We start from the raw sequence: 12,591 nt of genomic DNA, 5'->3' as shown, positions 1-12,591 counted from the left end.
AGTGAGCCGGAAAATTATTTATACAATTTCAGGGTCACTTAACCAAATTTTCTCACTATTCAGGGTAAACAGATGTGCGAATTCACCGATCCGGCGAAACCCGGGTTCAGTCTGGAGACGATGATGCGAACCGCTTCTAAAAATCATAGTGAGACCGGGGGCGTCCTGCGCCTGTATACGATTTTTTGCGTCTGTCTGTTGATGTTGATGACGTCAATGCCGGCGCGCGCCGATATCACGCTGACATTTGGCACCTATGCTGCAGATAAACCCACGGTGACGGTGAAGAAATACCGCCCGTTTTTGACGTTTCTGTCCAATCGTTTGGGGGAGGCTTTAGGCGAAAAAGTTATCATTCGGATGACGGTTGCCAAGGAATATCAAGAGGGTATCGATCAACTTGCCAGCGGGGAGGTTGATTTCGCGCGCTTTGGCCCAGCCTCCTATGTCCATGTCATGAAGCAGAACCCCGACATTCAGATTGTGGCCATGGAATCGAAAAAAGGACGTAAGCGTTTCAAAGGCGTGATTGTTGTCCACCGTGACAGCGCTATCAACGAATTGTCGGATCTGGCGGGCCTGAGCTTTGCCTTTGGTGATGAGCTGTCGACGATTGGCCGCTACTTGGCGCAAAGCCATCTTCTGGAGGCCGGCATCGACAGCGGTGATCTGCATACCTACGATTACCTTGGTCGTCACGATTTGGTGGGGGAAGCGGTCGGAGCTGGCAAGTTTACTGCAGGTGCATTGAAAGAGAGTACTTATAAAAAGCTAATCGCTAAAGGTGTGCCGATTCGGGTGCTGACCAGTTTTGACAACGTGACCAAACCCTGGCTTGCCGCATCGGATCTGCCGGAGGATGTGCTGCTGGCCATGCGTGAGGTCATGTTATCCTCGGAAAACGAGGAGATCGTTCGACGGGTGTCCAAAAACGGCTTTCTTCAGGGTTCTGATTCCGATTACGACCTGATCCGCGATGCGATGGAGCAGAGCCAGGCATTTTAGTGCCTTCACCGGGGATCCTTATGAAACGCACGGGCATACTCTTTCAGATCGTGTTGTCTTTGTCGCTGGCGGCGTTGCTGGTCGCGGCTGCAATCGGTGATGTCGCGCGCCGCTACGAGACCGGAAATCTCCAGGCACAATTAAAAGAACAGGCTGAACTGACGATTTCGCTGCTGAGCGGGCTGATGCTAGAGTCGATCATCGTTGAAGATGTGCCGGTTCTTGAAACCGGATTGTTCGAGGCGATTGCTCGTAACCCCAAACTCTTGAAGATCCAGATTCAGAATAGTGCGGGTACTCCGATTGCCGAGGCGGGCCAGGTTGATCAGGTCGGGGTGGGGGACTTTGTTATGTATGACCGCCCCATTACCTTGGATGGATTCGACTTCGGCCGCATGGTTGTCCATTGGTCTACACGTGAAGGCCAGGCGATGGTTCAGCACAAGGTCAGTCAGACCATCATGTGGACAGTGGTTGCGGTGGCGGTGCTGTCGCTGCTGGTGTTGCTTCTGGTAAGCGTCCTGGCATTGCGCCCTTTGCATATCATCCATCAGCGGATGTCGGATGCAATTTCCGGCGTTTCGAGACAGCCGACCCGCCTGCCGTGGTTTGGTTCGCGCGAGTTTCGGGCGCTGAATTTCTCCGTTGGCGTGCTCGAAGACACATTCTTCGAGCGGGATGAACGCGAATACGCATTGGATGAGGCCCGCAAGGCCGCCGATATCGCGAACCGGGCGAAGTCTGAATTCCTAGCAAATATGTCTCATGAGATCCGGACGCCGATGAACGGGGTTATCGGCATGGCTGAGCTGATCCTTGAAACCGATCTGGATGAAGATCAGACAATGTATGCCGAGACGATCTCAAAATCGGGATCGGCGCTGCTGACCATTATCAACGATATCCTGAACTTCTCCAAAATCGAAGCTGGAAAGATGGAGTTGGAGCGCGCGCCCTTCAATTTGCAGACCGCGATTGAGGATGTGGTGACGCTGCTTTCACCGAAAGCAGCCGAGAAAAACGTCGAGGTGACTCTTCGCTATGATCCCAGTTTGCCAGAGTGCTACGAAGGCGATGTTGGGCGTATTCGCCAGATTTTGACCAATGTTGCAGGCAATGCGGTCAAATTTACCGGCAAGGGGTATGTTTATATCGAGGTTTCCGGAGAGACTGACGATGATCGGACAGCTCTGCGCATCTCGGTGACCGATACCGGCGCTGGCATACCGGGTGACCGTCTGGATCGAATTTTCAACGCGTTTGAGCAAGCTGATGGCGCCGCCACGCGTAACTACGAAGGCACCGGTTTGGGCCTGGCGATCTCGACCCGGTTGTTGGAGTTGATGGGAGGGCGGATCTCTGTTCAGTCGGTTCTTGGAAAGGGGTCTGTGTTCACCATTGAACTGCCGCTTCGGATTCGGCCGAGCCAGCCGAAACGGGCGCAGGATGTCCGCGATTTCAACGGTCTCAGAGCCTTGGTGGTTGATGATCTTGAGCTCAACCGAATTATTCTGACTGAACGGCTGGCAACATGGGGCGTGCAAAGCGTCACCGCCGGCTCAGCCCATCAGGCGCTGGAGTTGCTGCTGGATTCACGTCACGATGGCACTCACTACGACGTTATTTTGCAAGACTTCCAGATGCCGGATATGGACGGCAAGGAGCTGGCGGAACGCATACGGGAGATCCCGGAATACTGCGATTTGCCAATCGTGATCCTATCCTCCGTTGAAAATACCATTGACCGGGAGGCCCGCGAACATCTGGGGCGCTGTGAGGTCGCCCTGAAACCATTGCGGGCTGCGCAGCTGCGATCGGTTATGGCCCGCGTGCTGGAGACGTCCTCTGAAAGTCCTGTCCAAACCATGCCGACGCGGAGCGTCGACTCCCCCGCAGCTCCAGAGGTGAAATTGCTGCTCGCAGAGGACAACAGAACCAATCAGCTGGTTGTCTCGCGCATGTTGAAGGCCGCTCCGATCGAAGTTTTGATCGCAGCCAACGGGGAAGAGGCGGTGACGATGTTTCAGGAACACCATCCGGATATCGTGCTGATGGATATGATGATGCCGGTGAAGGACGGGCTCGACGCCACAGCTGAGATACGTCAGCTGGAGAAGGACAACGGTCTAGGTCGCTGCCCCGTGGTTGCGTTGACGGCAAACGCGCTGCAATCGCATCGTGAGGAATGTCTTGCGGCGGGCATGGATGATTTTCTGAGCAAGCCGATTAACAAGAAGGCGCTGCTTGGGGCGGTCGGCAAATGGGTTGATTGCGGACCTTTGCTGAAAACCGGAACCTGACACCCCCAGGCTGGCGGAGAGATCAGGCAGCTCGCCATTCTCAATCTTCTGCGCGCGATCTAAGGTCCCTCTGGTGGCTATAGTATCCTGCCAGCCATAGGGATGTGATTTCGTGATGCGTCAGCCTTGGCTCATGTCTTGCTCAGCAGCTGCTTGAGGCTCGACAGGGCGAAGAGACCGGCCGCCAGACAGACAATCGTTGGTCCGGTTGGTGTGTCGAACATGAAGGCCAGATGCAAACCTCCCAGCGCAGAGGCTGCACCGGTGACGGCTGCGATGATGGTCATGCGTTCGGGCGTTGCAGCAAAGGGCCGAGCGGTTGCCGCCGGTATGATCAGCAGGGCCGCGATCAGCAACACGCCGACAACCTTGATCGCAACGGCCACCACAACCGCCAGCGCCAGGGTCAGGACCAGCTGTTCACGTCGGGGATCGATCCCCGCGGCATGCGCAAGGTCAGGGTTCAGCGTCGCGGTCAAAAGTGCTGACCATCGCCACCACAGCAGCCCCACAACCAAGACGGCGCCGCCCCAGATCACCATAAGATCGTTGGCATTTACCGCGAGGATATCACCAAACAGATAGGCCATCAGGTCAAGCCGCACGCCTTGCAGAAAGGACACCGCCACGAGGCCGAACGCCAGAGACGAATGGGCCAGTACGCCCAGAAGCGTGTCGACCGCGTAGCCTCTGCCGCTGAGTGTTGAGACAACCGTGGCCATGATCAGGGCCATCGCCAGCACACCGACGAAAATCGAGGTATCGAAACTAAGCGCGAGCGCGATCCCCAGGATCGACGCATGTGCGGTTGCATCGCCGAAATAGGCCATCCGGCGCCAGACCACAAAACACCCAAGGGGGGCCGCGGCAATTGCGACGCCGACGCCGGCAAGCGCGGCGCGGATCAGAAAGCTGTCCAAAATCATCATCAGTGGGGTCCGGTCATATCGGCATTGGCGGTCTGCGGATCATGCGCGTGGTCGTGACCGCAGCGATGATCGTGCGAATGGTTGTGTTCGTGCCGATAGAGAGCCAGAGCGCCCTGCGTCCCGGTTCCGAAAAGGGCGCGATACTCCGGGGCGGAGGCCACATGTTCAGGGGCGCCTTCGCAACAGATGTGACCATTGAGGCAAATCACACGGTCGGAGGCGGCCATAACCACGTGCAATTCATGGCTGACCATCAAAATGGCACAGCCCAAATCGCGGCGCAGCTGTTCGATCTGCTGATAGAAAGCGGCGGACCCGGGCTGGTCCAGCCCCTGCGTGGCCTCATCCAAAATCAGCAGCTGCGGATTACAAAGCAGCGCGCGCGCCAGCAGAACACGCTGGAACTGGCCCCCTGACAATTTGGTCATCTGGCGTTTCATCAACTGTCCGGCGCCAGCTTGCTCCAGCGCCTTCTGCGCAGCGGCATCCGACACGGAATGCGGCAGGCTCAGGAACCGGCGCACATTGAGAGGCAAGGTTGGATCGATATGCAGCTTCTGCGGAACATAGCCGATGCGCAGCCCCTGCGCCCGGGACACAGCGCCAAGCGTTGGCCGCAACGCGCCGATGATCGTCCGCAGAAAGGTGGATTTCCCCGAGCCATTGGGGCCGACGATGGTCACGATTTCTCCGCGATCAATCGCAAAATTAACATTGTGCAGCACGGGGTTGGCGTTGTGCCTTACGCTGACACCGGTAAGTTTGACCAAGCTCATGACGCGTCGTCCGCCTGACATTTGGGACAAAGACCCTCCGCCTCCATGACCGTGCGTTCAATCAGAAACCCCGCTTCACGGGCGGCGGCCCCAAGGCGGCCGTTTGAGGTTTGGGACGGTGCCTCTGCAACCGCATTGCAGGTGCGGCAGATCATAAAGACCGGGGCGTGATCGTCACCGGGGTGGCTGCAGGCCACAAAGGCATTCAGCCGTTCAATCTTGTGCGCGAAGCCGTTTTTCACCAGAAAATCCAGCGCCCGATAGGCAATCGGAGGCTGCGATCCCAAACCTTCGCTGCGCAGAATGTCCAGCAGATCATAAGCGCCCATAGCGCGATGGGCCTGCAGCAAGATTTCCAGCACACGGCGCCGCACTGGCGTAAATTGCAGGCCATTCGCACGACAATGTGCATCTGCGACGGCGATCCCATCGCTGATACAGTGGCTGTGGTCGTGTGCGTGAAATCCGATGGGGTCCATCTGTGGCTCCGTTGGGCGATCTCTTTCGGGGTTGATATGTTATGTTATGACGTTTATCAACCGCTGCAATGTTATACAATTACATGGGGCCGTCATGGGACAAATCCGCTTTTTAGCAACTGCCGCAACAGTTTGGACCGCAGCGACGGCTGCCTTTGCCGAGGTGCCTGCCGTCGCTGCTGACATCACCCCGGTCCACGGCCTCGTATCGCGTGTGATGCAGGGTGTTGGCACGCCCGACCTTGTGGTTCCGCCCGGCGCGTCGCCGCACAGCCATTCGATGCGCCCTTCGGAAGCGCGGGCGCTGGATCAGGCGGATTTTGTCTTCTGGGTTGGGCCGATGCTGACACCGTGGCTGGAGGGGCCTATTGCGACGCTTGCGTCTGATGCCACGGTGATTGCTCTGCTCGACGCCGAGGCGACACAGCAGCTGATGGTGCGGGAGAGCGTTCAGTTCGGGCTGGGGCATGATGACGATCACAGCGATGACCATCATGACGGTCATGATGAGGAGCATCACGATGATGATCACGACGGAGATCACGCAGGCGAACATGATAAGGATCACGACGCCGAAACAGCGCATGCAGATGAGCATGGGCACAGCCACGAGGTCGGTAGTCTTGATCCCCACGCGTGGTTGATGGCGAAAAACGGCAGCGCCTGGCTGCAGGTCATAGCCGAGGCCCTGGCGGCTGCTGATCCGGAGAATGCCGCGCTCTACATGCGCAACGCCGCAGAGGGGCAGGCCGAGATTGCGACAGCCGCTGCCGAGATTGCAACCAAACTGGATGTTGTAGCAGGCAAGCCCTTTGTCGTTTTTCACGATGCGTATCAGTATTTTGAAACCGGGTTCGGGATTGAGGCTGCAGCGGCAATTTCGCTGAGTGATGCATCGGATCCCAGCCCGGCCCGCATCGCTGAGGTCCGCGCAATCGTTCAGGAGATGAAGGTGCGTTGTGTTCTGTCCGAGCCACAGTTCAACTCCGGTCTGGTTGCAACGGTACTGGATGGAACCGATGCAGGCACGGCGGTTGTTGATCCGCTTGGCGTCAAGCTGGAGCCGGGACCACAGTTCTATCCGCAGCTTCTGACCTCAGTCGGTGAGGCGATCGCGGGCTGTTACTGATCGGTGGTGGTCGGCGTCTTGCCGACCCGTTCCGACAGGAGATGAACCAGTGTGGCGCCGGTCTCATAATAGGCGCCGCGCACCCCGGCAAAGGGCAACCTGTGGTCGTCGCTCACCGGAATGGGAAGGAGCGATCTGTCTCCATGGATCAGGGCCTCGGCCATGCGTCGGCCGAAAACCGTGCCGGGGCCGATACCGCGCCCTGAGTATCCAAAACAGGCAAATCCCTGACCCAAATCAATAATTTTTGGGATGTGTTGGGTTGTCATCGCGATCTTACCGGCCCACTCGGCTTCAAACGGATGATCTGCGAGGGCAGGGAACATGACTGCCAGCTTCCGCCGCAGCCAGTTTCTATGAATGCTGCGTGCCGGGTGGGACAGGGCGCCCATACCGCCGATGATCAACCGTCCGGCGCGGTCGCGTCGCCAGGACGACATGATCAGGCCTGTATCCCAGCAGCCTTCTGCCTGAGGCAGGATCTGCCCCGCGAGATCGGCAGGAAGCGGCGCGGTTGCAGCCTGAAAATAGCTGACGGGGATGGTGGCGGGGGTGGCATATCCCGTGATGGGCAGCGTGTAGGCGTTTGTGGCCATGATCAAATGACGGGCGCGGACTGTGCCACCGGGTGTGCTGACCCGCCAGCCATCTGTTTCGCGTGTGATCCCGACAACGGGTGAGTTTGCATGCAGTTTGGCGCCTTGCGCAGCTGCGGCGCGCGCCAGTCCGATGGCATAGGCCAGCGGCTGGATGGTTCCGGCGCGGGGGTCGAACAGGGCGCCATGAACGGCATCGCTGCCAACACGCGCGATGGCATCGCCACGAGACAGGAGCGCGACCGGGGCACCTATCGCCGTCAGCTGGCGGTACCGCTTTTGCAGATCTTTCAGTCCCGAACGCGCATGGGCGCAATGCAGGGTTCCGGTCTGCACCGGTTCGCAATCGATCTGATGGGTCTTGATCACTTCAAAGACCGCTGCGGGCGCGGCTGCAAGGAGAGTGGACAGCCGGGCGCCGTTGACCTCTCCGAGGGTGGCGTTGATCTCCTCAGGCGGCAACCACAGCCCTGCATTGACCAATCCGACATTCCGGCCGGATCCGCCCGCGCCAAAGGTCTCCGCCTCCAGCAAGCGCACATCAGCCCCAAGCTCCGCCGCGCGCAAAGCCGCCGAACAACCGGTATACCCGCCGCCGACAACAACCAAATCTGCTGAAACATCATCTTGCTGGGCCGTAGCGGAGAGGCCCTCACGGCAGGTCGCCTGCCAGAGGCTGCGGTTCCGGTCAGGCGTCATATCCCAGTGTCCTCTGTGAAGGGAGCACATCGCCTCAAAATCTGGTGTTGCCGCATATGCCCCTCCGCAGTTCGCTGGTTCTCATCCGGACCTGTGGTGCTGTGATCCGCCTGATGATTGATTTTGGCATACCGCAGAGGGCCGCAGTTGCCGAGAAAAATCAGCGGTTTGATGGTGGTTTCTAGTACGATACGGGGTGCAGCGGCTCAGCCTGTGCGGGTTCCGCCCACATCTTCTGGCGCGATCGATACGGATTTCACAATCGCATGGCAGTCCGTGCCAATGGCCAGATCCAACGCGGCGGCAGATCGCCGGGTGACACGCGCCAGCAAAGCTCCTGCAGGGGTCTGCAAAGAGATCATAATGCCCGGCCCCTCGCCGCTGCGCAGTGCGGTGACGCGACCCGGCAGAATGTTCAATGCAGAGAGGCCAACGGGGCGCTGGCGTGACAGGATCACCTCATGGGCGGAGATGCGGACACGCACGGCATGGCCCGGCGGATGGGGCACCCGGGGAAGGAACAGGGCGAGGCCACCGGCGTTCAATTCACTCAGCCCATCTGCGTGATGCTGCTGTACTGTTGCCTGCAAAATAGCACCGGCACCACGCACGCCAGTTGGCATGACGGTCGGATCGGCCAGCACCAGATCAGCAGGGCCGCTGCGGATACAGCGCCCGTCTTGCAGAACAACCACGGTGGTTGCCAGCCGGGCGACCTCAGCAACTGAATGGGTGACATAGAGAATAGGAAGCGTGATTTCGTCGCGCAGCCGTTCCAGATAGGGCAGAATTTCGGTCTTCCGTGCCTCGTCCAGGGCGGCCAGTGGTTCGTCCGCCAGGATCATATCCGGTGCCGACAGCAAGGCGCGGCCAATTGCGACACGCTGTTTTTCACCACCCGAAAGATTGGCAGGGTGGCGGTTCAGCAAGGTGCCCAATCCGAGCATCTCGACCACGGTGTCAAATGTCGCTGCTTCTCGGTTTCTGTGCATAAACCTTTGGCCATACATAAGATTTTTAGAAACGCTCATATGGGGAAAAAGCCGGGCATCTTGAAAGATGTAGCCAATGCGACGACGGTGCGGGGGGGTATCTACCCCGGCTTCTGTGTCCAGAACAACGCGGTTTCTGAGGCTGATTTTGCCGGTTCCGGGTTTCAGCAGACCTGCCACAGCATTGACGACAGTGGTTTTGCCGGCACCGGAACGGCCGAACAAAACGGTCACTCCGGCAGGGGCCGAAAAATCCACATCCAAGGCCAACTGCCCCAGCTGATGCGTTAGCCTGACGTCTAACATCTGGCGCCCCGAACCCGGTCTGCGACCCGGCGTGCCAGCCATTCTGACGCCAGCAGCGCCGCCATGGCGAGGGCAACGGAGATGATCACCAACCGAAACGCCGCGGTTTCACCACCGGGCACCTGAAGAAAAGCATAGATTGCTGAGGGGAGCGTCCGCGTCTGGCCCGGAATATTGGAAACAAAGGTGATGGTTGCGCCAAACTCACCCATTGCCTTGGCGAAGCCAAGGACGGCTCCAGCCAGAACGCCGGGCAGGATCAGGGGCAGGGTGATGGTCACGAACACCCAGATCCCCGAGGCACCCAGCGTTGCGGCGGCCTGTTCCAGCCTGGGGTCTACCGCCTCCAGCGATAGACGTATGGCCCGGACCATCAAGGGAAACCCCATGATTGCAGCAGCGAGGGCCGCGCCGGTCCAGCGAAAGGCAAAGACGATACCGACCGCGTTCAGTGCAGTCCCAACCGGGCTGGGACCGCTGAAGACGATGAGCAGGATGTAGCCAGTAACCACCGGCGGAAGGATCAATGGCAGATGAACCACCCCGTTCAGCAACGCCTTGCCCCGAAACCGCCCGCGCGCCAGCGCCAGCGCCACCAACAGCGCCAGCGGCAGCGACAGAAGGGTTGCCCAGAACGATACCTTCAGGGACAAGGCCACCGCCTGCCATTCTTCGGGGCCAAGCCACTGCATTCTGTTGGGTCACTCCACTAGCACGGTGAAACCTTGCCCGACAAAGATCTCTTTCGCAATCGGACTGCTGAGGAAGTTCAGGAAATCAATGGCCTCCTGCCCGTCATGGGTTGCGGCGGCGGGGTAGATGATTGGTGCGTGGCTGTCCGGCGGGAACCGGTCCACAACGGTGACAGTGGGGTTGCCGATCACATCGGATCCGTAGACCACACCCAGACCAGCGGCCCCGCGGGCAACCAGTGCAAGAGCAGCGCGCACATTGTCGGTCTGCGCAACATATGGCTGCAGTTGATCCCAAAGGCCGATATCTTGCAGCGCAGACTTGCCATAAATCCCAGCGGGAACCGCCTCCACCAGGGCCATCGCCAGTGGGCGATTCTGTACCTGAGCATGCAGTGCGGAGGCATTTTGCAAGGAGAGGGAGGGCACGGTTGCTGGGGCTACGGTTGGCGCGATCAGGACGAGGGAATTGCCGAGGAGATCAATGCGTGTCTCGGCTGCAATCAGGTTTCGCGACTGGGCCCAATCCATCCAGTCGGCGTTGGCAGAGATGAAAACATCCGCTGGCGCGCCGTACTGCAACTGCCGCGCCAATAGGGAAGACCCGGCAAGAGACAAGTCAATGGTGGTATCGGTTTCGGCTTTATAGACGTCGGCGATCTCCTCAAGCGAGTTTTTGAGACTTGCTGCTGCAAAAACGGTGAGGCGGTCGGCGAGTGCGGATCCCGGCAGGAACAGGGCCAGAACCACAGCGAGGCATGCGAGATGCCGGCTTATCCGCGGTCCCGGTCCTATGGGGCAATCCGTTTGGTGTTGGCTCTGCACGCTACGTCCTGTCGTCACATGAAATCAGGATGATAACGGGTCAAGTGAAGAGGCGGCAAGGTGCAACTCGGCGGCTATGCCGAGACGTCTGTATCGTAAGAAGGGTCCGACTGCGCCGGACCCTTCTCAAAAAAACCTGATTTCGTATCTGTACCTATGTTTCAGGCAGAGATTCTGGTGACAGCGTGCTTAGAACAGAGTAACCGCGCCAACATCTGCTGCTGGTTTGGCCGCGGGTGCCGGCCGCGCAGCAACACGCTCCTGCTCACCCAAACGTCGGTCATCTTTGACCTGCGTTTGCTGCGCAGCCCCTGAAGCTGCGTGAAAACGGACACGCCGCGCAGAGGTGCCACCAACGCTGGATGATACCACCGAGATTCCCTCGTCCCGCAGGAAGCGCTGGACAAAATCGGCGTTCGAAGCGCCGATATCTGAGAGGTTAGCCGACATTTTGGCCCCACCGAAAACCTTGGCTTTCAGGTTTTCGCGCTGCGCCCCTTTTTTCATGATCCCGTTGATCAGCAGTTCCATGGCATGGATGCCGTAGCGTGCATTCACACTGTCGCTGGCGGTTGAGGACGCCAGCAGAAAGTGGTTCATGCCGCCGACACCTACTTTGTCATCGTAGATGCATGCGGCAATACAGGATCCAAGGACGGTGGAGAAGACCACTGTCGGGGATGTCGATACGCGATACTCGCCCTGTAGAACGGTCACCGTGGTGGAGTTAGCAAATACGCTCAAGGTGATTTCCTTCCCAGTTATCTGTCAGGTCTTGCAAGCCTGAATCAATGTTCCGGCCATTCGCGCAAGCGAGACCTGTTGCTGCGCGGCGCCCATTTCCCAGGCAACCCGTGGCATCCCGTAGACGACGCTGCTTTTCTCGTCCTGCGCAAAGGTTTTTGCCCCGGCCTTGCGCAGTTCCAGCAGCCCTTGCGCCCCATCTTGTCCCATACCTGTTAAAATTGTGGCAACAACGCTTTTCGCAATGGGCACGGCGGACATAAACAGTGCATCGACGGATGGCATGTGCCCCGAAATTGGCGGGCCTTCCTTGAACCGTGTGCGATAGGGCTTTCGGGGCGTCATGCCCATGTGGCGTGGCTGACCGGCCGCAACATATACATGGCCTGGAGACAGCGTCATGTTGTCATCCGCAGTTAGCACCTTGGCCGGGCAGATGCGGTCCAGAAGAGAGACCAGTCCGCGACCAAAGTTCTTGCCGGTGTGCTGAACGATCAGGGTTGGCGGACAGTTCAGCGGAAATCCAACCAGTACATTTCTCAGAGCTTCGACGCCGCCGGTGGAGGAACCGATTAGGATGATTTTGTCGCTGCCGGGACCTGAGGCGGCGCCTGCGGTTTGCTTTTGCAAGGGGGAGCGCTGATCTCTGCGTGGTGCCTTGACCATCATGTCGAAGTAGCTTGCAAAATCACGAGGGTTATCGGATTTCGTCAGCTCGAAGATGCCGGCACCAACATCCAGCAAGGGCGAGGAGCTCCGTGCCGGTGTTGAACTATGGTTGTCCATCACAGACACCCAGCGGATATCGAGCGCTGAGAAAAGAGCCAGCATCATTTCGAATTCGGGCAGTTTGGTAAACCCATCCTCGACGAAAGCAAAAGTGGGCTGACCCGCCTCCGCCTGATTGTAGGCCATCATCAGATTGTTGGCCAAAAGCACTTGAAGGCCCGGGTAAGTGGCCTCCATATGTTGTTGTAGGTTCTGCGCAAAACGCCGGTCCGTGGTGATGATCAATAGGCTCTGTGACAATGCTCATTCCGCTTGTTGCGTTCGGACAAAGGCCGAAGTGTTTCAGATGTACGACCCCCAACCCTGGAATGGGGCTGGGGGCGTTTGGCG

Annotated in this window: 12 protein-coding genes; 3 read left to right on the top strand and 9 right to left on the bottom strand. The window is 58.6% G+C overall.

Annotation, left to right across the window (positions count from 1 at the left end):
- Positions 1-72 precede the first annotated feature (72 nt).
- Positions 73-1,005, top strand: coding sequence for a PhnD/SsuA/transferrin family substrate-binding protein (locus OO25_RS19750; RefSeq protein WP_369808877.1), 933 nt, complete (start codon positions 73-75; stop codon positions 1,003-1,005).
- A 20-nt stretch (positions 1,006-1,025) separates the two neighbouring features.
- Positions 1,026-3,305, top strand: coding sequence for a response regulator (locus OO25_RS19745; RefSeq protein WP_040182315.1), 2,280 nt, complete (start codon positions 1,026-1,028; stop codon positions 3,303-3,305).
- Positions 3,306-3,436: 131 nt separating this feature from the next.
- On the opposite strand, the gene OO25_RS19740 is transcribed toward OO25_RS19745, so the two are convergent.
- From OO25_RS19740 to OO25_RS19730, 3 genes are read right to left on the bottom strand one after another with little or no spacing between them, the layout of a single operon-like run.
- Positions 3,437-4,234, bottom strand: coding sequence for an iron chelate uptake ABC transporter family permease subunit (locus OO25_RS19740; protein ID WP_040169681.1), 798 nt, complete (start codon positions 4,232-4,234; stop codon positions 3,437-3,439).
- Complete coding sequence (locus OO25_RS19735; protein WP_040169679.1) at positions 4,234-5,010, bottom strand: metal ABC transporter ATP-binding protein; 777 nt, start codon at positions 5,008-5,010, stop codon at positions 4,234-4,236. The genes OO25_RS19740 and OO25_RS19735 overlap by 1 nt, the downstream gene beginning before the upstream one ends.
- Positions 5,007-5,489 carry a Fur family transcriptional regulator gene (locus OO25_RS19730; protein ID WP_040169677.1) on the bottom strand — a complete coding sequence of 161 codons (483 nt, stop codon included), beginning with the start codon at positions 5,487-5,489 and terminating at the stop codon, positions 5,007-5,009. The genes OO25_RS19735 and OO25_RS19730 overlap by 4 nt, the downstream gene beginning before the upstream one ends.
- A 94-nt stretch (positions 5,490-5,583) precedes the next feature.
- Here OO25_RS19730 and OO25_RS19725 point away from each other — a divergent pair, with 94 nt between their 5' ends.
- On the top strand, positions 5,584-6,618 hold the full coding sequence (locus OO25_RS19725; RefSeq protein WP_040182313.1) for a zinc ABC transporter substrate-binding protein: 1,035 nt from the start codon (positions 5,584-5,586) through the stop codon (positions 6,616-6,618).
- Here OO25_RS19725 and OO25_RS19720 read toward each other — a convergent pair.
- The 6 genes from OO25_RS19720 to OO25_RS19695 all read right to left on the bottom strand — a co-directional run bounded on the left by OO25_RS19720 (position 6,612) and on the right by OO25_RS19695 (position 12,438).
- Entirely contained in the window at positions 6,612-7,913 is a 1,302-nt protein-coding gene (locus tag OO25_RS19720; protein ID WP_040182311.1) for an FAD-binding oxidoreductase, read from the bottom strand. The two genes, OO25_RS19725 and OO25_RS19720, sit on opposite strands and share 7 nt — an antisense overlap.
- 206 nt (positions 7,914-8,119) lie before the next feature.
- Entirely contained in the window at positions 8,120-9,211 is a 1,092-nt protein-coding gene (gene modC, locus OO25_RS19715) for a molybdenum ABC transporter ATP-binding protein (protein ID WP_040182308.1), read from the bottom strand.
- Positions 9,205-9,903, bottom strand: a complete 699-nt coding sequence (modB, locus tag OO25_RS19710) for a molybdate ABC transporter permease subunit (RefSeq protein ID WP_040182306.1) — start codon at positions 9,901-9,903, stop codon at positions 9,205-9,207. Before modB ends, modC begins: the two co-directional genes overlap by 7 nt.
- 9 nt (positions 9,904-9,912) lie before the next feature.
- Positions 9,913-10,728 carry a molybdate ABC transporter substrate-binding protein gene (modA, locus tag OO25_RS19705; RefSeq protein WP_082035374.1) on the bottom strand — a complete coding sequence of 272 codons (816 nt, stop codon included), beginning with the start codon at positions 10,726-10,728 and terminating at the stop codon, positions 9,913-9,915.
- Between the two features lie 189 nt (positions 10,729-10,917).
- On the bottom strand, positions 10,918-11,472 hold the full coding sequence (locus OO25_RS19700; RefSeq protein ID WP_040182304.1) for a chemotaxis protein CheD: 555 nt from the start codon (positions 11,470-11,472) through the stop codon (positions 10,918-10,920).
- Between the two features lie 24 nt (positions 11,473-11,496).
- On the bottom strand, positions 11,497-12,438 hold the full coding sequence (locus tag OO25_RS19695; protein ID WP_052463820.1) for a CheB methylesterase domain-containing protein: 942 nt from the start codon (positions 12,436-12,438) through the stop codon (positions 11,497-11,499).
- Positions 12,439-12,591: the final 153 nt, after the last annotated feature.

The organism is Phaeobacter sp. S60, assembly GCF_000826845.1.
Classification (GTDB): Bacteria; Pseudomonadota; Alphaproteobacteria; order Rhodobacterales; family Rhodobacteraceae; genus Phaeobacter; species Phaeobacter piscinae.
This window is presented reverse-complemented; position numbering and strand designations above follow the sequence as displayed.

Coding starts and splice junctions, on each gene's coding strand:
- OO25_RS19720 (WP_040182311.1), bottom strand. CDS start 7,913: ATGACGCCTGACCGGAACCGCAGCCTCTGGCAGGCGACCTGCCGTGAG.
- modB (WP_040182306.1), bottom strand. CDS start 9,903: ATGCAGTGGCTTGGCCCCGAAGAATGGCAGGCGGTGGCCTTGTCCCTG.
- OO25_RS19695 (WP_052463820.1), bottom strand. CDS start 12,438: ATGGAGGCCACTTACCCGGGCCTTCAAGTGCTTTTGGCCAACAATCTG.
- OO25_RS19750 (WP_369808877.1), top strand. CDS start 73: ATGTGCGAATTCACCGATCCGGCGAAACCCGGGTTCAGTCTGGAGACG.
- OO25_RS19745 (WP_040182315.1), top strand. CDS start 1,026: ATGAAACGCACGGGCATACTCTTTCAGATCGTGTTGTCTTTGTCGCTG.
- modC (WP_040182308.1), bottom strand. CDS start 9,211: ATGTTAGACGTCAGGCTAACGCATCAGCTGGGGCAGTTGGCCTTGGAT.
- OO25_RS19725 (WP_040182313.1), top strand. CDS start 5,584: ATGGGACAAATCCGCTTTTTAGCAACTGCCGCAACAGTTTGGACCGCA.
- OO25_RS19730 (WP_040169677.1), bottom strand. CDS start 5,489: ATGGACCCCATCGGATTTCACGCACACGACCACAGCCACTGTATCAGC.
- OO25_RS19740 (WP_040169681.1), bottom strand. CDS start 4,234: ATGATGATTTTGGACAGCTTTCTGATCCGCGCCGCGCTTGCCGGCGTC.
- OO25_RS19735 (WP_040169679.1), bottom strand. CDS start 5,010: ATGAGCTTGGTCAAACTTACCGGTGTCAGCGTAAGGCACAACGCCAAC.